A 19,697-nucleotide genomic window follows, 5' to 3' on the forward strand; every position below is an offset into this window, starting at 1 on the left:
GGTGCAGGATCTTGAGCAGGTCTTCAGGGACCAGTGGGGGCGTGTCCTCGCCACGCTGATCGGATTCCTCGGCGACTTCGACCTCGCCGAGGAATCCGCCCAGGAGGCATTCGCGATCGCCGCCGACCGCTGGCCGCGCGAGGGGACTCCGCCCAACCCGGGAGCGTGGCTGATCACGACGGCACGCAACCGGGCGATCAACCGTATTCGCCGCGATCAGACGCTGGCCGCGAAGACCCGGCTGCTCGCCGTCGAGCAGACCAGGCAGGCCGAGATGGAAGCACTTGACGACACCGCGTTCCCCGACGAACGGCTGGAGCTCCTGTTCACCTGCTGCCATCCGGCGCTGGCCATGCCGGCCCAGGTGGCACTGACCTTGCGCGCGCTCGGCGGACTGACCACCGAGGAGATCGCGTACGCGTTCCTGGTGCCCGAGGCCACGATGGCGCAGCGGCTGGTCCGGGCCAAGAAGAAGATCCAGGTCTCTGGCATCCCGTTCCGTGTGCCCGCCGGCCATCTGCTTCCCGACCGGCTCGCCGCGGTCCTCGCAGTGATCTACCTGATCTTCAACGAGGGCTACGGGGGCCGCGGAGACCTGGCGAGCGAGGCGATCCGGCTCGGGAGGGCGCTGGTCGAGCTCATGCCGGACGAGGCCGAGGCGCATGCCCTGCTCGCGCTCATGCTGTTGCACGACTCCCGCCGCGACGCCCGGTTCCGCGACGGCGACCTGGTCCTGCTCGCCGACCAGGACCACTCGCTGTGGGACACCGCCAAGATCGGCGAAGGCCGCACGGTGCTCGACCAGGCACTGGCCCTGCACGGCCACGGTCCCTACGTCATCCAGGCGGGGATCGCGTCCCTGCACGCCGAGCAGCAACCCGACTGGCCGCAGATCGCCGCGCTCTACGGCGAACTCTTCCGCCGCACCGCATCCCCGGTGGTCGAGCTGAACCGGGCGATCGCGATCGCCGAGACCGAAGGCCCCGACGCGGGCCTTGAGATCATCGACCGGCTCTCCCTGGACAACCTCCACTACCTGCACGCGGCGCGCGGGGAACTGCTGCACCGGGCGGGGCGCAGCGCCGAAGCCCGCGCCGCCTACCAGCGCGCCCTCGCGCTCGTCCACGACGACGCGGAGAGCCGCCTGCTGCGACGGCGACTCGCCGCACTGCCCTGCTGACCGGGGCGATCGGGCGGCCGCCTACCGAGCGCCGCCCCAGTGGGGATCGCGGCCGAGGTACCGCAGCAGCTCAGAACGGGTGCTTGGTTCCCGTGGTACGCGAAGCCACGCACCCGTTCTGGAGTCCGGACTCTACCCGGCCTGTTCGGTTATGGTGCTCCCGCTAGCGGAGCACCGGCGGTCACTGCACGACGGACCAGACGAAGGTGGCCGTGCCGGAGACTCCCCTCGTGTCCGTCGCTGTCACCGTCACCGTGTAGGCGCCGACCGTGCTGCCGGAACCGGAGATCGTCCCGTTCGAGGCGATCGTGATGCCCGGCGGCAGCCCGGTGGCGGTGAAGGTGAGGCCGGCGGACGAGCTGGAGTCCAGTGCCTGCATGGTGAAGGACACCCCGGCACCCTTGGGGCTGCTGTAGCCCTGCGGGTTGATCACGCCAACGGTCTCCGCGCCCGGCACGCCCGAGTTCGGGGTGACGTTCGCGCTAACCGCCGTGTTGGCCGGCGCGACGCCCGCGCCCGAGGTGCCCGCGGCGACCTGGCCGGTCAGCTTCTGGGTGAGGCTGGTCGAGCCGGTCAGCGGCCGGTTGACCGAGGAGTCGCCGACCGAGATCCCGTAGGTGCCGGCCGGTGCCTCCCAGGCGTTGTCGGCCGGTGACCACGAGGCCAGGTTGTGGATGGTCAGCGGGAAGGTGACCGTCGCGCTCTGCCCGGGGTTGAGCGTGACGCGCTGGAAGCCCGCGAGCTGCTCGGGCGGGTCCTGGCTGGCGGCCGGGTCGCCGACGTACAGCTGCGCCACGTCCGCGCCCGCCCTCGACCCGGTGTTGGTGACCGTAGCGGTCACCGTCGCGCGGCCGTTGGCGTTGAACGCGCCGACGTTCAGGTTGGAGAAGGAGAAGGACGTGTACGACAGCCCGTACCCGAACGGGAACGCGGGCGTGATGTTGTGCGACTGGTACCAGCGGTAGCCGATGTCCACGCCCTCGCTGTAGGTGACCCCGGTCGAGGTGCCCGGCCACTGCGCGGTGGTCTGCGCCGGGACCTGGCTAAGGGCGGACGGGAACGTGACAGGGAGCTTGCCTGACGGGTTGACGGTGCCGAAGATCAGCGCGGCCATCGCGGCGCCGGTCTCTTGCCCGCCGTACCAGTTCTCGAACACGCCCGCCACGCTGTTAAGCCATGGCATGACCACCGGGGAGCCGCTGTTGATCACCACGATGGTGTTCGGGTTAGCGGCGGCCACCTGAGAAATCATCGACTCGTCAGCAGCGGAAAGGTCGAGGGTGGTCAGGTCGGTCTCCTCGCCCTCCGGTGCGTTGACGTAGATGATCGCGTCAGTCGCGGCTTTCGCCGCGGCGACCGCCTGCGGGATGTCGGTGGTGCCGTTGTCATTGCCCGGGGTGTAGGTCACCTTGACGTTCGGCCCGGCCGCGTTCTGGATTCCGGTGATCGGCCAGATCGTGTTCGAGCTGGTGACCGTGCCGCTGCCGCCGCCGGCGAGTTCTACCCCGGCGCCGGCGTCGGTGCCGATAACCGCGATGGACTCGGTGCCTGCCGGGTTGAGCGGCAGGATGCCGTTGTTCTTCAGCAGGACCGTGCCCTCCTCGCCGAGCTGCAGCGCGGTCTGCTGGTGCGCCGCGCTGGTGACGGTGGCGGAGAGGGAGCCGGCCTGCGGGTTGTCGAACATGCCGAAGGCGAACATCTGGGTCAGGATGCGGCCGACCGCCTCGTTGATCGTGTACTGGCTGAGCGCGCCGGAGGTGATCGCGTTGGCCAGGTCGGTCGGGATCGAACCGGGGAACGGCATCCCGATGTCCATGCCGCCCTCGACCGAGGCGACGTTGTTGTAGTCGCCACCCCAGTCAGAGGTGATGAAGCCGCCGAAGTTCGCGTTGGTGTCCAGCCCGTCTATCTGCATGTAGGCGTTCTGGCAGGAGGCGTTGCCGTTGACCACGGCGTAGGAGCACATGAACGAGGCCGGCGCGGACTGCTTGATGGACGTCTCAAAGGGCGCCAGGTAGAGCTCTTGCAGTGCCTGCTGGCTCACCGTCTCGTTGTTGTTGCCGTTGGGGTACTGCTCCTGGTCGTAGGCGGCGACGTGCTTGACCATGGCCATCACGCCCTGGCTCTGGATGCCAGTGACTTCCGCCGAGGTGATCTGGCTGGCCAGGTAGGGGTCCTCGCCGTAGGATTCGTAGGTCCGGCCCCAGCGCGGGTCGCGGACCAGGTTGGTTGTCGGGCCGAGCGAGACGTTCACGCCCTTGCCGGCAAACTCCGCGCCCACCGCCGTGCCCTCCTGCTGGATCAGCGCCGGGTCCCAGGTCGCGGCGGCGTTCTCGCCGTCGGGGAAGGCGGTCACGCCGCCCGTCCCGTCACCGACGCCGTTCGGGCCGTCTTGCATGTTGATCGCCGGTATGCACAGGTTGGGGATGGCGGCGACCTGGCCGATGTAGGACGAGCCGCCGTCGCCGGAAAGCATGGTGAACTCCTCCGACTGGTCCATGGTGTTGAGCACCTGCTGGACCCGGCTCGCGACCGACGCGGTGGAACCAACCCAAGGGCAGACTCCGTTGCCGCCGTTGCCGTTTCCGCCGGTCAGCGGGGCGGTGGTGGTCAGGCCGTAAACGTCGAATTCGAAGATCGAGTCGCCCCACTGGGTCGCCCGCTTCGTGGCGTACACCCGGATGTAGCGGCCGGTCGCCGAGAAGGTGAACGACTCGCTCCCGCCGGTGGCGGTTGTGGTGGAGTAGACCGTGCTCCAGTTCGCGTTGTCGGCCGACACCTGGATCTGGAACACCGAGGCGTACGCGGTCTCCCAGAGCAGGCTGGCGCTGCAGATCTGGGTCTGGGACCCGAGGTCGACCTCAAGCCACTGCGGGTCGGTGTACGCGCTTTCCCAGCGGGAGCCCGGGTTGCCGTCGGTGGCGGCGGGTGCCAGGTTGCCGCTAGCGGAATAGGTCGAGGAGGCCGTGGTCGGCTGGTCGAGCGCGAGGTCCTGCGTGCCGCAGTACTCGGTCGGGCCGCCGCCACCGCCGCCACTCGATCCTGAGGTGAAGGCCAGGTAGTGGAGGTTCCAGCCGGCGGCGTCTTGGTCGACGGTGAGCGTCTGCGCGCCGGCCGGCAGGGTGACATTGGCGGTGACCGTGGTCCAGGCCTGGTAGCCGCCGGTGGCCGGGACCGCGACCGCGCTGGTCAGGTTGGTACCGGAGGAGTTGGCGATGTGCAGCGCGTCAGTAACCGCGCCCGGCGCGGCCACCCGGAAGCTGACCGTGTAGGTCCCGGCGGTGGCTACCTGGACGGTGTACTTGAACCACTGTCCTGCGCCGGTCCAGCCCATGTTGTCCGCGCCGCCTGCCGCGGTGGTGTCCTGCGTATCCGCGGTGGCCTCAAGGTCGACACCATCGGAGCGGTAACCGTTGGCGGTGCCGTTGACAGCGGTGACGTTGTAGGCGGTGCCCTGCCCGCCGGTGTCGTAGTTCGCCGCCTGAACCGTGCCTGGCACGGCCGCCGGCGTACCGCCGAATGGCTGATCACCTCCCGAGCCGCCACCGCCGCCTGATGAGGTCAGCGTGAAGGTCATGAAGTGGAAGTTCCAGCCGTTGGAGTCCTGGTCGACGGTGAGCGTCTGCTGGCCCGCCGGCAGGGTGACGCTTGCGGTGACGGTGGTCCAGGTCTCGTAGCCGCCGGTGTTCGGGACGGCGACGACGCCGGAGAGGCTGGTGCCCGCGGCATTGGCGATGTGCAGCGCGTCGGTGATCCCGTAAGGCGACGACACCCGGAAGGCGACGGAGTAGGTGCCAGCCGTCGCGACGTTGACCGTGTACCTGAACCACTGCCCCGGCGTGGTCCAGCCCATGTCGTACGGGCCGCCGGCCGGGGTGGTGTCCTGGGTGTCGGCGGTGGTTTCGAGGTCGACGCCGTCGGAGCGGTAACCGTTGGCAGAGCCATTGACGGCGGTGACGTTGTAGGCGACGCCCTGCCCGCCGGTGTCGTAGTTGGCCGCCTGGACAGTGCCGGGCACCGCCGCCGCGGTCCCGCCGTAGGGGGCTTCTGTCGCACCGTAGGCGGCGTGCTGCACGCCGCCTACAAGTGCCAGCGCGGCCAGAGTCGCTACCGCGAGTGCCGCGCGGCCGCCGCGGGCCCGCCACGGCCTGGCCCATCGGGGCCAAGCCAGCCGCGGGACGTGAACTGATCCCATTTCCGTTACTCCCACTTCTCATTCCCGGCCCGGGCGGTCCCTTCCACCGTTTCCCGGGCACGCGCGTCCCGTCAGCCGACGGAACGCGATTCAGCGGAACGACAGCGTGCGTTGCCTGGCCACGAAGCCAACGAAGACGGGCGTCGTCGCCTGCGCTGTTCGGGGTGCCGCGGCTCAACCGGGAGCTTTGGCATGGCGGAGCAATCCGGCGGCGATCCGCCGTCGTTCCGAGCGGCGTGGCGGACCACGGCCGACGGGGATCGGCCGCGTGAACATGGCGGGCTCCTAAATTCACGTCTTGTAATAAGTCGTGATATAACGGCGCACCCCGTCCGTCAAGGGTCCTCGCGGCCGGATGCGCGGACACGGACGCCAGGCTTCCCGGTCCCACGGAATCGCGATAAGTGCCCCACTGAGCGGGCGCGCATCTACCGAAGCCGCCAGAGACTGCCCAAGATGTGATCTGCCAGCACGCAAATGGGCAACCGAGGTGGACATCTCATGGCTGAACAGACCGAATCTTCCGGTGCCGAGTCCTTCGACATCGTGATCGTGGGCAGCGGCGGCGGCGGGCTGGCCGCCGCGCTCGCGGCCCACGCGGCCGGGCTCAAGCCAGTGATCGTGGAAAAGCAGAAGGTCGTCGGCGGCTCCACCGGCATGTCGGGCGGCATGCTCTGGATACCGGACAACCCGCTGATGAAGGCGGACGGCATCAAGGATTCCTATCAGGACGGCCTTGACTACCTGCAGGCCGTGATCGGCGATCCCGACGAGCCCTCGTCGGCCGCCAGGCGGGGCGCCTTCCTGACCAACGGACCGCGGATGATCTCCTTCCTCCAGGAGCAAGGCCTCAAGCTGTACCGCTGCGCGGGATACTCCGACTACTACGACAACTACCCGGGCGGCAGCGCGGCAGGCCGGTCGGTCGAGGGCGTTCCGTGGGACGGCAGGCAACTCGGCGAATGGCGGCCGCGGATCATCCACGGCCTTGGCGAGGGCGTCGGCCTCGCCGTCACCACCCTCGAGATACACACACTCAACAGCTTCACGCACACGCTCGCATCCTTCCTGACCACCGCGCGCGTGGTGCTGCGGACGTACGTGTCGCGGATGCGCGGGCAGGACCTGTTCACCAACGGGAAGTCGTTCGCGGGCCAGATGACGAGGATGCTGCTCGACCGCGGCGTCCCCATCTGGCTCGGCACCGCCGTCGAAGACCTGGCGGTGGAGGACGGCCGGGTCGTCGGCGTGCGCGCCGTCCGCGACGGGGCGCCGGTGTTGATCAGGGGACGCCGCGGCCTGCTGCTGGCGGCCGGCGGGTACGAGCGCAACGCGGAGATGCGACTCAAGTACACCGCCGCGACCCAGCCAAGCGACGGCCAGTGGACGTGGGGCAACCCGGCTAACACCGGCGAGGTGCTGGCGGCGGCGATCGCGCTCGGCGCCAAGACCGAGTACATGGACGAGGCGATCTGGCTTCCGTCCCCGCGTAAGGAGATGGGCGGGTCCACGCTGACGATCGCACGGCAGTACCCGCACGCCATCTTCGTGAACAGCCGCGGCAAGCGGTTCGTCAACGAGGCCAACTCCTACGTCGAGGTCGGCCGGGCCATGTACGCCAACGACAGCGTCCCCTGCTGGCTTATTTTCGACGACGCCTACCGCCGCTCGGTGCCATGGGTGAACCACATGCCCAAGTTCCGGGACCTCGCCTCGGTGATACCAGGCCGGCTACCGCACCAGTGGCTGGCGGACGGCTGGATCAAGCGGGCCGACACGATCGAAGACCTGGCGCGGCTGTCCGACCTCGATCCGCAGGCTCTCGCCGACACCGTGAGCCACTTCAACGAGGGGGCTGTCGCGGGCACCGACCCGGACTTCGGGCGCGGCGTCTCGTCGTACAACAAGCACCTGGGCGACCCCGGGCACAGGCCGAACCCTTCCCTCGGCCCGGTCGCCGAGGCGCCGTTCTACGCGGTGCCGATCTACCCGGGGGATGTGGGCACGATGGGCGGCGTGATCTGCGACGAGCACGCCCGCGTGCTCGACCACGACAACCAGCCGATCCCCGGGCTGTACGCGGCTGGCAACATGGCGGCCTCCGTCTTCGGGCGCACGTACCCGGGCGCCGGGGCGAGCATCGCCAACACGACGGTGTTCGGCTACATCGCCGCCCTGCACATGGCCGGTGCCGAGCAGGGTTGCGGGCCCGATGGCAAAAACCGCCATCGTATCGGGCCCGCAACCCTGCCGTATCTCCCGGGGGGACGACCCCCCGTACCCCCCGATGCCGAGCCGTGACCGGCTCGGCCTGTCACACTGGCCGCCACATGGCTGACCGGCGGCGGTCAGCGGGCAGGACCAGCCAGGGCGAGCGGTGAAACGACCGTCATCAGGCTCCGCGAGATCTCGGCCGCGGTCCACATGACCAGCGGCGGCAGGTCCTTCGCGCGCATCTGGTCACGAGGCCCGCAGACCGAGACCGCGGCGATGACTTCGTCGAAGTTGCGGATCGGGGCGGCGACGCAGGCGACACCAGGCACGGCCTCGTCCCGGTCGGTTGCGTGTCCCGAGTTGCGGATGCCGACGATCGCCGCCTCGAGAGCGGCAGGCGTCGCCAGGCTCGCATCCGTCCGCCGCCGCAGGCCCGTCGCGAGGTACTCGCTGACGGTGGCCAGCGGGGAGTACGCGAGCAGCGCCTTCCCTACCGCGGTGCAGTGGGCCGGGAGGCGCCCGCCAACCCGGGAGGGCAGCGTGTCGGCAAAGGCCCTATCCGCAAAGGCACTGGCGACCTTGTCCAGGTAGACGACATCCTGCTGGTCGAGGACGGCCAGGTGCACTACCTGGCCGGTCCGTTCCGTGAGCTCGTGGATGAACGGTCGCGCGGCGCTGGTGATGCGGCTGCGGTGCGCGACCAGGCTGCCGATTTCGAACATCCGCAGCCCGAGGGCGTACCCGTCCTCGTGCCGATTGAGCCAGCGGGCGCAGACCAGCTGCGACAAGATCCGGTGAACGGATGAGCGGGGGATGCCGCTGCGCACGCTTATCTGTCCGGCGGTCAGGGCCTCGGCGGAGGAGCGCTCGAAGATGCTGAGGATCAAGACGACTCGATCGACCATGCTCGACGGTGCTTCCGACATGTGAGACCTCCTCGTCTCTAGTGCTTTCTTGTCTCTACTGTGCGATTTACTCAGGCAATCCGGCGCCGCCCGGATGCGAATTAACGAGAGACCGGGGCCGACCAAAGGCCGACGAGGGCGTCAACAAGTCCGCTGCCGACCTTTCGCCATGTCTTTCCGCTGGCCGGGGCGGCATCCGCCAGACCGCGTTCGAAATCGGCGCAGGTCTGGATGAGTATGTGGCCCGCCATCAGCTCGCGCTCGCGGAGGACAGTGGCGGGCAGCTTAGGCGTGGAGACCTCCAGACCGCGGATGACCTGCTGCAGCGACGCAGAAACGGCCTCCTCCAGCTGGATGTTCCGCAGTACCGGGTCCGCCATGATCTGCGCGTTGAGGCGCGCGTACCAGGTCGGTGGCCTTCGTGCCGCCAGCGTTTCCGTGTAGGGGAAAACCAGGCACCGGACCCATTCCCGCAGCTCTGCCGAATCACCGATCTGGTTCACCATAGCGGTGCGCAAAACTTCGGCTTCTCCGTCGAACCGGCGAATAAGGGCACGGATCAATTCATCCTTGGAGCCGAAATGATACCCGACCGCCGACGTATTTCCCTGGCCCGCGGCGGCGCCGATCTGGCGATTGGAAACGGAAGAGATCCCGTGCTCGGCAAAGAGCCATTCGGCGGCGTCGAGAATGAGCGTTCTTGCCTGTCCCTTTCCCTCCGGGCTACTCGGCTGACTCACGCTGTCCCTGGCCTCCTGCCTGACGCCGGCGGGTATCCCGTACCGCAGCCAGATTAACGGGTGGGGCGGTGAGCGGGGTTTGCGCGTCATCGTGCCTCATCTCATCCTCGGCGCTCGTCCGATGATCCCGGCCGCCTCGAGTTCGGCGATCTCGGCCGCGTTTACGCCGAGTTCGGTGAGCACTTCGTGGTTGTGCTCGCCGAGCAATGGCGCGGGGCTGCGGTGAAACCGGGCCGGGCCGTCGGACAGGCGCATCGGAATGGTGCTCTGCCTGGCGGGCGGCCCCACCGGATGCTCGGTCAGCTCGAAGAAGCCGCGCGCCTGAAGCGGCGGCAGCTCGGCCTGGCGATGCGGCTGCATCACCTTCGCCACCGGCACCCCTGCCCCCCACAGCGTTTCGACGATCTCGTCCCTTGTCCGGTCCGCGCACCAGGCCGCGAGGTGCTCGTCGATCACATCGTGGCGGGCCCGGCGGCCGGCCGCGGCGGACAGTTCCGGGTCGGCGGCCCAGGCCGGGTGGCCGAGGGCGCCGGCCAGCGCCGCCCACTGCTCATCGGTGGCGACGGCGACGGCGACCCAAGCGTCCAGGCGGCCGAACTCGTCGGTGTCGGCCGACCGGTACAGGTTCTGCGGCGCCGCAAGCGGCCCCCGGTTGCCGTCGCGCTGCAGCAGGGCGCCGAACGCGGAGAACTCGATCGGCTGCGCGGCGGCGATGCTGATGGCCGCTTCCACCATGGCCGCCTCCACCAGGACGCCCTGCCCGGTGCGGCGCCGGTGCTCGAGGGCGAGCAGCAGGCCGTTGAGCGCGTGCAGGCCGGCGTTCGGGTCGCCAAGAGAGTACGGCTCGACCGGGTTGTCGTCGGGGTATCCGGTCAGCCAGGTGAGGCCGGCCGCATCCTCGATGACATAGGCGAACGCCGGGTTCTCCCGCATCGGGCCGGTTAGGCCGAACCCCGGCATGCGCACCATCACGATGTCGGGGCGCAGCGCCCGGACCCGGTCGTAGTCGAGCCCGATCTGGTCGAGGACCCGCGGCGTGTAGTTCTCGACGATGACGTCGCTGCTGGCGATCAGCCTCTTGAGCAGTTCCAGGCCGCGCTCGGTCTGGAAGTCAACCGTGACGCTCTTCTTGTTGGTGTTCAGCGCGCGGAAGATGGGGCACTTCTCCCACCACTGGTCCTCCGTTACCGGAATCCCGGCGATCATGCGGGCGCCGTCGGGCCTGGTGGTGGATTCCACGTGGATCACCTCCGCGCCGAGCATCGCCAGGATGTGCGTGGCGGACGGCCCGGCCCAGAAGGCGGTCAGGTCGAGCACCCGCAGGCCGGCGTACGGCAGCTGGGTTCCGGCGGCGGACCCACATGGACGCGGCCGCGCCGCGGCGGCGGTGTCCCGCCAGGTGCCGCTGTGCTCGCCGGTCCGCGGGGCCGGCTGCGCCGGGAGCAGCACATCAGGCGACAGCCGGTACGGCCCGGCTGGCTGCAGGAACTCATCCGTCGGGTTGCGGCGGAAAACCCCGCGCTCTCGCATCTGCTCAAGCTCGATGACGGTCGCGCCGCTGCTGACCGGCGCGTTCGGGATGCGGAAAGCGGTGGCCAGGTCCCTGGTGTCAGCGACCGTGTGGTCGGCGACCCATTCGCGCAGCTCCGGTGCGCGCTGGGCGGTGAGCTCGCCGATGCGGACCGGCTTGGCGGGGTCGATCCACTCCGGGTGACCCACCATGGCGCACAGGTCGAACCACTGCTGAGCGGTGCCGCACCCGAGGGCCACCAGACCGTCCTTGGCGGCGGCGACGCCTGGCTGGAACAGCGAGCGCTCGGACCGCCAGGGCCGGTGCAGCGTCTCGAAGAAGGTCACCGGATAGTAGGTGAGGCACAGCACCGCGACTTCGAGCATCGACAGGTCGATGAGCTGCCCCGCGCCGGTCTGGCGCGCGCGGGCGAGCGCGGCCTGGATGCCGATGGCCGCGTACACGCCGGACAGCCACTCCCCCACCTGGCCGCCCACGTGCACCGGCGCACGGTCGGGCGCGCCGCGGCCTAGGCCGACGATCCCGCCGGACCAGGCCTGGAGGGTGAACTCGGTGGCGGGCCTGTCCTGCCACGGACCGTTCAGGCCGAACGGCGTTATCGCGGCCACCGCCAGGTGCGGGTGGGCGGACAGCAGCGACGCCGGGGTGCTGTCGCCGGCCACCCCGCCCGCCGGGCCTGGCGACCACACCACGGCGTGCGCGCGATCGAGCAGCTCGTCGAGGTCCGCGGCTGCCCGTTCGCCGTCCGGTCCGAAGACCACGCTCTGCTTTCCGCCCGCGAGGTAGCTGAACAGCGGAGCGTCCCGGCCGGCAGGCGGCACCTCGCCGGAGGCGGTCCAGCTGCGCAGGGCGTCACCCTCGGGCGGCTCGACCTTGACCACCGCGGCCCCGCCGTCGGCAAGCAGCCGCGTGCAGTACGCGCCCGCGATCCCGCTTGACAGGTCGACCACCAGGTAGCCGTCGAGCGGGCCGCGGGCGGCGGCCTCACTCATGACGGGCGCTCGACGTCGGTCCTGGCGCGGCCAGACCGGCTGAGCCGGAAGTCGGGCGGGAACTGCGCGTCATTGTCCTTGACCGCGTTGGTGAGCCCGCGCTCGAACACGTCCTTGTCGAGCATCATCTCGGTCCGGTCCGGGCGGGCGTAGCGCCCGAGCGACTCGAACAGGCCAGTCAGCATTGACCCCAGCTGCTCGCCCTGGAACTGCTTGTACAGCTCGAAGAAGAGCTTCTGCTGGAACACGGTGTCGGTCGGCCGGTTGCGCGCGCAGGCCAGCGCGTACTTCTCGGTCTCCGCCTCAAGCTGGTCGCGCGGTACGACCTTGGTGAGGAAGTTGCAGTCGTTCATCTCGGCCGCGGTGAACGGGCGGCCGGTGAAGACCATCTCCTGGAACTTCCGCAGGCCCATCGTCTGCACCCAGGTCCACATGCGCGGACCCCAGCCCTGGTAGCGGAACGACGCGTGCCCGAACAGCGCATCGTCGGAAGAGATCACCAGGTCGGCGTCCCCTGCCTGGTAGAAGTGCCACCCGTAGCAGTAGCCCTTGACCTCGACGATGCTGATCTTCTTGAACTCCTGCAGGCTCCGGCAGCCGCCGCGGCCATTGGCGAACCACTGGGTAAGCTGCGCGCCGCCGCGGAACGAGTCGGCCGGGGGCAGCCGCACGTCGTCGTCCGCCGTGAGGTGGTACTCGGCCAGCCGGGGGCCGTCGTCCTCGCCGTTCAGCGTCTCCATGAACTCCGGCAGGTCGACACCGCTGCCGAAATCCTGGCCAAGGCCGCGGATGACAAGCACCTTCACGTCGTCGTCGATATTCGCGCGGTGCAGCAGCTCGGCGTAACGCAGCCGGGCCGCGCTGGTTGGCGCGTTCAGCCGCTCGGGCCTGCTGAGGGTGATGGTGGCGATCTTGGTGGCCGGGTCCTTCTGGTAGACGACGATCTCTTCCGGGCTCGGGTACGCGGCAGCGGGCAAGGGAGACTCCTCGAAGTTGATCGGGTCAGCCGATGGGGACGCCGGGTGCGCACGTGAGCAGCTCCGGGCCGTCGGCGGTGACCAGCACGGTGTCGCGGCGGAAGGCGGCTCCGGTGCCGGCTTCCCAGACGTAGCCGGTGAGGGCGAGCACCATGCCCGCCTCGATGCGCTCCTCCCGCGCGGTCCGCGGCAGCCCACCGGTCACCACCGGCGGGTCGAAACCGAGGCCGAGCCCGCGGGCGACCGGCATCGGCGGCAGGGCCTCGCCGGCCCCGGTGTAGCTTTCCAGCAGGTCGCTGGCGGCGGCACCCGGGCGGCAGGCCGCGAGCAGCCGCTCCCACACCCGGTCGCAGCGCTGTGCTAGCGCCGCAGGGGCAGCCCCGCCGACGGCGTAGGTCCTGCCGACCTCGGCGATATAGCCGTGCGCGACGACCCCCGCGGTGAAGGCGACCAGGTCACCCGGCCTGGCCCGGCCGTCACCGCCCGCCCGCCGCCACGGATGGTCCTTGCTGGTGACGCAGGCCGCGTCCTGGACCGCGGGCGTGGTGACCCCGCCGGCGGCGGCCGCCTCGAGCAGCACCCCGGCCAGCTCTTTCTCTGTTGCCCCTGGCCGCAGCTCGGCGACCGCCTTGGCGAGGCTGGTCTCGGCCACCGCGACCGCCTGGCGCAGCACGGCCAGCTCCTCGGCGGTCTTGATCCGGCGCGCGGCCCGCATCGCCACCTCGCCGTCGACCAGCTCGGCGGCGGGGAAGGCGACCGGCAGCAGCTGGGCGAAGGTCGGTGACATCGCGTCGGTGCCCACCCGGCGGGCTCCGGCGGCGCCCTCGACGCGCCGCAGCACCTCGATCGTGTTCATCGGGTTCCAGGTGAGGCCGAACAGGTTCTCCCGTGGGATGTCCTCGGGAATCCCCTCGTCCCAGGTGCTGAGCAGGTGGATGGAGCCGGTGGAGCGCACCAGCATGCAGGCGGGCCCGAACCCTGACGTGCCGGCCGTCCAGAGGGTGGGGGTGCCGGTCACGTAGCGCACGTTAGCGGTCCGCCCAAGCACGAGAACGTCGAGGTCGTGGGCATCCATCTGGGCCAGCGCGCGCTTCCGCCGCCCGAGGCGGAGTGCGCGGTCGTCCGGCCGGATCTCAGTCGCCATACGGCGTGAAGGGGTAGTCGGAGAGCATGATGTACCCGTCATCGGTGATCAGCATGACTTCCTCAGCGCGGTAGCCGCCGGTGCCGTCTTCCCAGACGATCGGCTCGAGTACGAGAATGTTGCCTGCCTCGAGGACCACGCTCTGGTCGAACTGGTCACCCAGGTCGGTGCCGACGAACGGCATCTCCGCCGCGTCGACCCCGAGGCCGTGCCCGAGGTAGAAGTGCTTGACCCACGGCCTGGTGCCGTCGCCGTGGGCTTCGATCGCCGCCTTGGTCAGCTCGGCGCCGGTCGCCCCGGCCCGCGTCACCGCGTGGACCGCGTCGACGATCTCGGTCCATCGCCGGAACTGCGCCCGCTGCCGCGGCGACGGATCCTGGCCGACGACCCAGGTCCGGCCGAAGTCGGAGCAGTAGCCGCCCCAGCTGACGCTCACGTCGACCCACAGCACGTCGCCGCGGGCCAGCTCGCGCTCGGTGGTCAGCAGCGGCAGCGCCAGGTCGCCGTGGATGGTCCAGACGCCTTCCGCCCGGCTTGGCGGCATCACCTGCCAGATCGGGTCGAGCACGTTGGCGGTCGCGCCCAGTTCGAACGCGCGGCGGACGAACCGGCCGGACAGGTCCACCTGACGGACGCCGGGCGCCAGCGCCCGCTCGACGTCGGCCATGGCCTCCTCGGTGATCCGCAGGGCCCGGCGCATGCAGGCAAGCTCGTCGGCGGTCTTGGTCGCCTTGGCCTCGCTGATGATCCGCCCCGCGTCGACCAGGCCACCGGGGAACAAGCGGTGCTGTATGCGCCGCATGGCCCCGGTGAGCTCGTCGACGGCGATCACCGCGCCGGCCGGCACCAGCTCCGCCAGCTGGCCGGCGAAGAGCTCAGTGCCCTCGTCGTACTCCAGGTACACCGGGTCGTGCAGGTGGCCCGCGGCCAGCTCCGCCCCGGGCACGGCTCCCTCGCGGAACGGCAGGAACACGTGCGGTTCCGGGTCGTCGGCTAGGATCACCGCGACCGGCCGGTCCACGTGCGCCAGCCCCGAGTCGCCAAGCGGCCAGCTCACGCCGGTGGCGTAACTGACTTTGCTGTTGCCGATCAGGACGAGGACGTCCACGCCGTGGCGGGCCATCGAGGCACGCAGCTTCTGTCCCGTCTCCCGCCGCATGCGGGCCATGTCGGGGACGTCGGGAATGTCAGTGACGGTCACGCTCGCCTCCCTAGATCCCAAGGAAGGCCTGCACGTTGGCGCTGACGATCTTCTCCGCCCGCTCCGGACCGACCGCATCGACGACCGACGACAGCGACCGCCGTGAGTAGCCGAAGGTGCTCTCGTTGTGCGGGAAGTCCGAGGACCACATGATCTTGTCCGCGCCGATCTGGTCGATCAGGCTGAGCCCGAGCGGGTCCACCATGAACGAGGAGTACATGTGGGTCCGCCAGTAATGCCGGACGTCGTGCTCCACGGCGCGGGTGGTCATGTGCTGGTACGACGCCAGCATGTGCTCGGCATCCTGCAACGCGGCCGGAACCCAGTTCACTCCGCCCTCGAACCACCCGATCTTCAGCCCCGGGTGCCGGTCGAGGATGCCGGTGAAGAGGTACTTGCCGAACATCTCGCGGAACGACGCGACCTGGCAGATCATCGCCACCAGCATCATGTTGTGCTCGCAGGGGGTGCTCAGCCCGGTCTCGCCGATGTGGTGGGCGACGCCGACGCCGGACTCCTCGATCGCGTCCCACACCCCGGTCATCGCGGAGCCACCGTAATCGATCACCTTGCCGTCGTCGTCCTTGCCCGGGTTCAGCGGCAGCAGGAACGTCTTCAGGCCGAGTGCTTTCAGCTCGGTGAGCGTCCGGGTCGCCCCGGCGGCGTCCCACCAGTTGATCAGGCCAACCCCGTAGAACCGCCCGCGGGACCGCTCCTGCAGCTCGGCAATGTACTCGTTATAGACGCGGAAGCACGCTTCCCGCAGCGCCTTGTCGGGGAAGTGCAGCAGCGCGAGCACCGCGTTGGGGAAGGCCAGTTCCCGGTCGACGCCGTCGGCGGCGAGCTGCTCAAGCCGCCTGTCCAGGTCCGCGGTGCTCGACCCCTCCAGCGGGTCGTACTGCATGAGCACGTGGGTGAACTGGGGCGGCAGGAACGACGTGTCCATGGCACCGAGCTCGAAGGCGCCGTCGCGATACCAGATGCGCGGCGCGTGCTCCCGCATCGAGGCCGGCAGGCGCTCGTAGAAGATGTCCTCGGCCAGCGAGATGTGGTTGTCCGCGGAGAACACCCGCGTTCCCGTCGGCAGGCCGACCGGTCCGGCCCCGGAGGCCACCCGGTCCTTGGGCGCTCCGAACCCTTCTTGCGGGTAGAACGCGCTCGGTTCGGTCTGAGTCGTCATGAACGTGAGTGGAACACTCACCACGCATCGGTGTCAACCACGTGATTTAAAAGTTCTCTGACCGAACGGTTGTCGTCTTCGCCAGAAACCCACTTGATCAGCGCTTATGTCGAGCGAACGAGTTTCATCTGAATCAGTCAGTTGACTTAAGACACTGAGCAGGGTTACGGTCACGGTCAAGCGGCCGAGGACAGGAGAGCCATTCATGAGAGTCGCGGTGGACCAAGACAGCTGCATTGCGGCAGGCCAGTGCGTCGCGGCCGCTCCCGATGTCTTCGACCAGCGGGACTCCGACGGCGTCGTCGTCCTGCTCAAGGCCACGCCCGACGCCGGCGAGGAGGACGACGTGCGGCGGGCGGCCGCGGTCTGTCCCGCGCTGGCGATCCAGGTTCAGGGCTGACCCCGGCCCGGCAAAGGAGCACGATGTCCTCTTCGCAGGCTCAGGACGCGACCGGCACTGGCGTCACTAGCACTGGCGACGCGCCGTTCTTCCCGATGAGCCGGGAGGCGGGCTGCCCGTTCGACCCGCCGCGGCAGTTGCGGGAAGCGGCCGCCAGCAACCCGGTCTCCCGGGTCACGATCTGGAACGACAGCACCCCGTGGATCATCACCGGACACGCCGAGCAGCGCGCCCTGCTGTCGGACCCGCGGGTGAGCGTGAACGACCGGCTGCCCGGGTTCCCGCACTGGCACGCGGGCATGGAGCAGGTGTCGACGCGGCGGGCCCCGTCGGTGTTCAACACTGACCCGCCCGAGCACACGCGATTCCGCCGGATGATGACGGCCCCGTTCACGTTCAAGCGGGTCAACGCGATGCGCGCGGTGGTCCAGGAGATCACCGACGACCTCATCGACCAGATGCTGGCCGGCCCCCGGCCGACGGACCTGGTCGAGGCGATCGCGCTGCCGCTGCCGAGCCGGATGATCTGCAGCATCATGGGCGTGCCGTACGAGGACCAGAAGACGTTCTCTGAGCAGGCCGGGATCGGGATGAAGAAGGACGTCACCGTTGAGGCCCAGATCGCGTCCTTCCGCTGGCAGCACGACTACCTCGCCGACCTGGTCAGGGCCCGGATGGCGGAACCGCGCGACGACGTGGTCTCCGACCTGGCGCAGCGGGTGACCAACGGCGAGATCACGGTCGAAGAGGCGGCCGCCATGGGGGTCGGACTGTTCGTGGCCGGCCACGAGACCAGTGCCAACATGATCGCGCTGGCCACCGTGGCCCTGCTCGAGCACCCCGACCAGCTCGCCATCCTGCGGGACTCCGATGACCCCCAGGTGGCCGCGACGGCCGTGGAAGAGCTGCTGCGCTACCTCGGCATCGTCCACATGGCACAGCGGCGGATCGCCAAGGAAGACATTGAGATCGGGGGCCAGACCATCAAGGCCGGCGAGGGCATCCTCATCGAGCTTGCCTCCGCGAACCGCGACCCCCGTGTCTTCCCCGACCCCGACGCTCTCGACCTGCACCGGCCGGCCTCGGCTCACCATGCGTTCGGCTTCGGCCTGCACCAGTGCATCGGCCAGCAGCTCGCGCGGGTCGAGCTGCAGGTGGTGTACGGGACGCTCTTCCGCCGCATCCCGACCCTGAGCCTGGCCACCAGTATCGACAAGATCGAGTTCAAGCACGACGGCATCGCGTACGGGGTATACCACCTGCCGGTCACCTGGTAGCGGGTGCTGGGCGCCCGATGGCAGAAACCGCCATCCTATCGGGCGCCCAGCACCCGCATATCTTCCGGGGGACGACCCCCCGTACCCCCCGGTGTCCGCCTAGCGGCGGACGGAAAGCAGGGAGCGTGAACGGAAACGAGCTAGCGGGGCGGGTCGCGATCGTCACCGGCGGGGCCGGCGGCCTCGGCCGCGGTATCGTCGAGCGGTTCGCGGCCGAAGGCGCGCGGGTGGTCATCGCCGACCTGAACGTCGCCGCCGGCAAGGAACTGGCGGAATCACTCGGCCCGGCGGCGCTCTTCCGGGCGGTCGACGTGGCCGACCCCGAGGATGTCCGTGGCCTGGTCGAGTTCACCCTGAACTCGTTCGGGGGATTGCAGGTGATGGTGAACAACGCCGGCGTGTCCGGCACGATGCACCGCAGCTTCCTCGACGACGACCTCGCCGACTTCAGCCAGGTGATGGGAGTGAACGTGCTCGGCGTGCTGGCCGGGACCACGCACGCGGCCCGGTACATGGCCACCGCCGGCGGCGGGTCGATCATCAACGTCAGCTCCATCGGCGGGCTGACCGCGGGCCGGTCGGTGATCACCTACCGGGCCTCCAAGGCGGCCGTGATCCACGCAAGCAAGTCGGCCGCGATCGCCCTCGCCGAGTACGACATCAGGGTCAACTGCATCGCGCCTGGCAACATCACGACCCCGCTGCTCGCGAGCTCGGTGGCGGGACAGGCCGACGCGGACGCGACAGTGGCGGCGACCAGGCAGAAAATGGCCGCCATGCGGCCGCTGCAACGCGTCGGCACCGCCGCCGATGTCGCCGAGGCGGCGCTGTACCTGGCGACCGACCGGTCGGCCTATGTGACCGGCATCGTGATGCCGGTCGACGGCGGCTCGGCGGCGGGCAGCACGGTCAACTTCGACCGCCTGGCACAGCTGGGCGCCTTCCAGGCGCCGCCCGGATGACGGCGGACCGCACCCGGGCCGCCGGCCCTGGGTCGGCAGGCCCTGGGTCGGCAAGCACTGGGTCGGCAGGCACTGGCAAGGCCTCGACGCGCGAGCTGATCCTCGACACCGCCGAGCGGCTGTTCGCGGAGCAGGGGATCTTCGCGACGTCCAACCGGCGCATCGCCGAGGCGGCCGGCCAGGGCAACACCTCGGTGGCTGGCTATCACTTCGGCAGCAAGGCCGACCTCGTCCGGGCGATCACGCGCCGCTTCACGGCCGAGGCGGAACGTTCCCGGACGCAGATGCTGGCCGGCCTGGACGACTCGGCCACACTGGAGGAACTCCTCGGCTGCCTGGTGCGGCCGTGGACGGACCGGTTCGAGGCGCTTGGCCCGGACTCGTACTTCGCGCGGGTGTGCGCCCAGGCCATGAACAACCCCACCCTGCGCCCGATCGTGGTGGAAGAGGGCAGCCATTCTGCCTCGCTTGAGCAGACCTGGGAGGCGCTCGACAAGTACTTTCCCGGCGGGGCGGACCTGAGCACCGAGCTTCGCCGGGGCATGATGCAGCACCTGATCGTCTTCGTCTGCGCCGAACGCGAGGGCGCGCTCGCGGAAGGGCGTCCCACCAGCAGGCGGACCTGGGCCGATGAAGCCAACGGGCTCATCGACGCCCTGCAGGGGATCATCACCGCAGCGATGACCGATCTCTCCCCGTCGCCCGCCAGGCGCAGGCCCTACGGCCGGGTCAGCTGACCGCTTATTCGGTGACGATGGCCTGCAGCACGTGAGCTTTGCCGCCGGTGACTGGGCAAGAT

The 19,697-nt window shown here is 69.6% G+C and carries 14 protein-coding genes; 6 read left to right on the forward strand and 8 right to left on the reverse strand.

What is annotated here, in order from left to right; genetic code table 11:
- Position 1 precedes the first annotated feature (1 nt).
- Positions 2-1,180 carry an RNA polymerase sigma factor gene (locus EAS64_RS04460; RefSeq protein ID WP_145851393.1) on the forward strand — a complete coding sequence of 393 codons (1,179 nt, stop codon included), beginning with the start codon at positions 2-4 and terminating at the stop codon, positions 1,178-1,180.
- Between the two features lie 181 nt (positions 1,181-1,361).
- On the opposite strand, the gene EAS64_RS04465 is transcribed toward EAS64_RS04460, so the two are convergent.
- On the reverse strand, positions 1,362-5,375 hold the full coding sequence (locus tag EAS64_RS04465) for a glycoside hydrolase family 3 C-terminal domain-containing protein (RefSeq protein WP_145851394.1): 4,014 nt from the start codon (positions 5,373-5,375) through the stop codon (positions 1,362-1,364).
- Positions 5,376-5,876: 501 nt separating this feature from the next.
- On the opposite strand from EAS64_RS04465, the gene EAS64_RS04470 reads away from it, so the two are divergent.
- A complete protein-coding gene (locus EAS64_RS04470; RefSeq protein WP_145851395.1) occupies positions 5,877-7,676 on the forward strand; it encodes an FAD-dependent oxidoreductase in 1,800 nt (599 codons plus the stop codon).
- Positions 7,677-7,723: 47 nt separating this feature from the next.
- Here the strand turns inward: EAS64_RS04470 and EAS64_RS04475 are convergent, their stop codons facing one another.
- The 7 genes from EAS64_RS04475 to EAS64_RS04505 all read right to left on the reverse strand — a co-directional run bounded on the left by EAS64_RS04475 (position 7,724) and on the right by EAS64_RS04505 (position 16,259).
- Complete coding sequence (locus EAS64_RS04475) at positions 7,724-8,515, reverse strand: IclR family transcriptional regulator (protein ID WP_145851396.1); 792 nt, start codon at positions 8,513-8,515, stop codon at positions 7,724-7,726.
- Between the two features lie 80 nt (positions 8,516-8,595).
- Positions 8,596-9,234 carry a TetR/AcrR family transcriptional regulator gene (locus EAS64_RS04480; protein ID WP_246115518.1) on the reverse strand — a complete coding sequence of 213 codons (639 nt, stop codon included), beginning with the start codon at positions 9,232-9,234 and terminating at the stop codon, positions 8,596-8,598.
- A gap of 96 nt (positions 9,235-9,330) precedes the next feature.
- The gene (locus tag EAS64_RS04485) at positions 9,331-11,757 is read right to left on the reverse strand and encodes a CaiB/BaiF CoA transferase family protein (RefSeq protein WP_145851398.1); all 2,427 of its coding nucleotides are present in this window, start codon (positions 11,755-11,757) and stop codon (positions 9,331-9,333) included.
- Positions 11,754-12,734 (reverse strand): enoyl-CoA hydratase/isomerase family protein, encoded by a 981-nt coding sequence (locus EAS64_RS04490; protein WP_145851399.1) that lies wholly within the window; start codon positions 12,732-12,734, stop codon positions 11,754-11,756. Before EAS64_RS04490 ends, EAS64_RS04485 begins: the two co-directional genes overlap by 4 nt.
- Positions 12,735-12,759: 25 nt before the next feature.
- Positions 12,760-13,878: a M24 family metallopeptidase gene (locus EAS64_RS04495; protein ID WP_145851400.1), complete on the reverse strand. Its 1,119-nt coding sequence runs from the start codon at positions 13,876-13,878 to the stop codon at positions 12,760-12,762.
- The gene (locus tag EAS64_RS04500; protein ID WP_222848984.1) at positions 13,868-15,079 is read right to left on the reverse strand and encodes a M24 family metallopeptidase; all 1,212 of its coding nucleotides are present in this window, start codon (positions 15,077-15,079) and stop codon (positions 13,868-13,870) included. The genes EAS64_RS04495 and EAS64_RS04500 overlap by 11 nt, the downstream gene beginning before the upstream one ends.
- 10 nt (positions 15,080-15,089) lie before the next feature.
- Positions 15,090-16,259, reverse strand: coding sequence for an amidohydrolase family protein (locus EAS64_RS04505; protein ID WP_145851402.1), 1,170 nt, complete (start codon positions 16,257-16,259; stop codon positions 15,090-15,092).
- Positions 16,260-16,464: 205 nt separating this feature from the next.
- Here EAS64_RS04505 and EAS64_RS04510 point away from each other — a divergent pair, with 205 nt between their 5' ends.
- The 4 genes from EAS64_RS04510 (at position 16,465) to EAS64_RS04525 (ending at position 19,635) form a co-directional block, all read left to right on the forward strand.
- Positions 16,465-16,659, forward strand: a complete 195-nt coding sequence (locus EAS64_RS04510; protein ID WP_145851403.1) for a ferredoxin — start codon at positions 16,465-16,467, stop codon at positions 16,657-16,659.
- Positions 16,660-16,682: 23 nt separating this feature from the next.
- A complete protein-coding gene (locus tag EAS64_RS04515) occupies positions 16,683-17,936 on the forward strand; it encodes a cytochrome P450 (RefSeq protein WP_145851404.1) in 1,254 nt (417 codons plus the stop codon).
- A gap of 125 nt (positions 17,937-18,061) precedes the next feature.
- Entirely contained in the window at positions 18,062-18,898 is an 837-nt protein-coding gene (locus tag EAS64_RS04520) for an SDR family oxidoreductase (RefSeq protein WP_222848985.1), read from the forward strand.
- Positions 18,895-19,635, forward strand: coding sequence for a TetR/AcrR family transcriptional regulator (locus EAS64_RS04525; RefSeq protein ID WP_145851406.1), 741 nt, complete (start codon positions 18,895-18,897; stop codon positions 19,633-19,635). The genes EAS64_RS04520 and EAS64_RS04525 overlap by 4 nt, the downstream gene beginning before the upstream one ends.
- The last annotated feature ends 62 nt before the right edge of the window (positions 19,636-19,697 follow it).

Origin of the sequence: Trebonia kvetii (genome assembly GCF_007827045.1) — a bacterium.
GTDB classification, from domain to species: Bacteria; Actinomycetota; Actinomycetes; order Streptosporangiales; family Streptosporangiaceae; genus Trebonia; species Trebonia kvetii.

What these genes read in the sequence shown, in the direction of transcription:
- EAS64_RS04475 (WP_145851396.1), bottom strand. Translation starts at nt 8,515, where the DNA reads ATGTCGGAAGCACCGTCGAGCATGGTCGATCGAGTCGTCTTGATCCTC.
- EAS64_RS04485 (WP_145851398.1), bottom strand. Translation starts at nt 11,757, where the DNA reads ATGAGTGAGGCCGCCGCCCGCGGCCCGCTCGACGGCTACCTGGTGGTC.
- EAS64_RS04510 (WP_145851403.1), top strand. Translation starts at nt 16,465, where the DNA reads ATGAGAGTCGCGGTGGACCAAGACAGCTGCATTGCGGCAGGCCAGTGC.
- EAS64_RS04515 (WP_145851404.1), top strand. Translation starts at nt 16,683, where the DNA reads ATGTCCTCTTCGCAGGCTCAGGACGCGACCGGCACTGGCGTCACTAGC.
- EAS64_RS04495 (WP_145851400.1), bottom strand. Translation starts at nt 13,878, where the DNA reads ATGGCGACTGAGATCCGGCCGGACGACCGCGCACTCCGCCTCGGGCGG.
- EAS64_RS04505 (WP_145851402.1), bottom strand. Translation starts at nt 16,259, where the DNA reads ATGACGACTCAGACCGAACCGAGCGCGTTCTACCCGCAAGAAGGGTTC.
- EAS64_RS04525 (WP_145851406.1), top strand. Translation starts at nt 18,895, where the DNA reads ATGACGGCGGACCGCACCCGGGCCGCCGGCCCTGGGTCGGCAGGCCCT.
- EAS64_RS04465 (WP_145851394.1), bottom strand. Translation starts at nt 5,375, where the DNA reads ATGGGATCAGTTCACGTCCCGCGGCTGGCTTGGCCCCGATGGGCCAGG.
- EAS64_RS04470 (WP_145851395.1), top strand. Translation starts at nt 5,877, where the DNA reads ATGGCTGAACAGACCGAATCTTCCGGTGCCGAGTCCTTCGACATCGTG.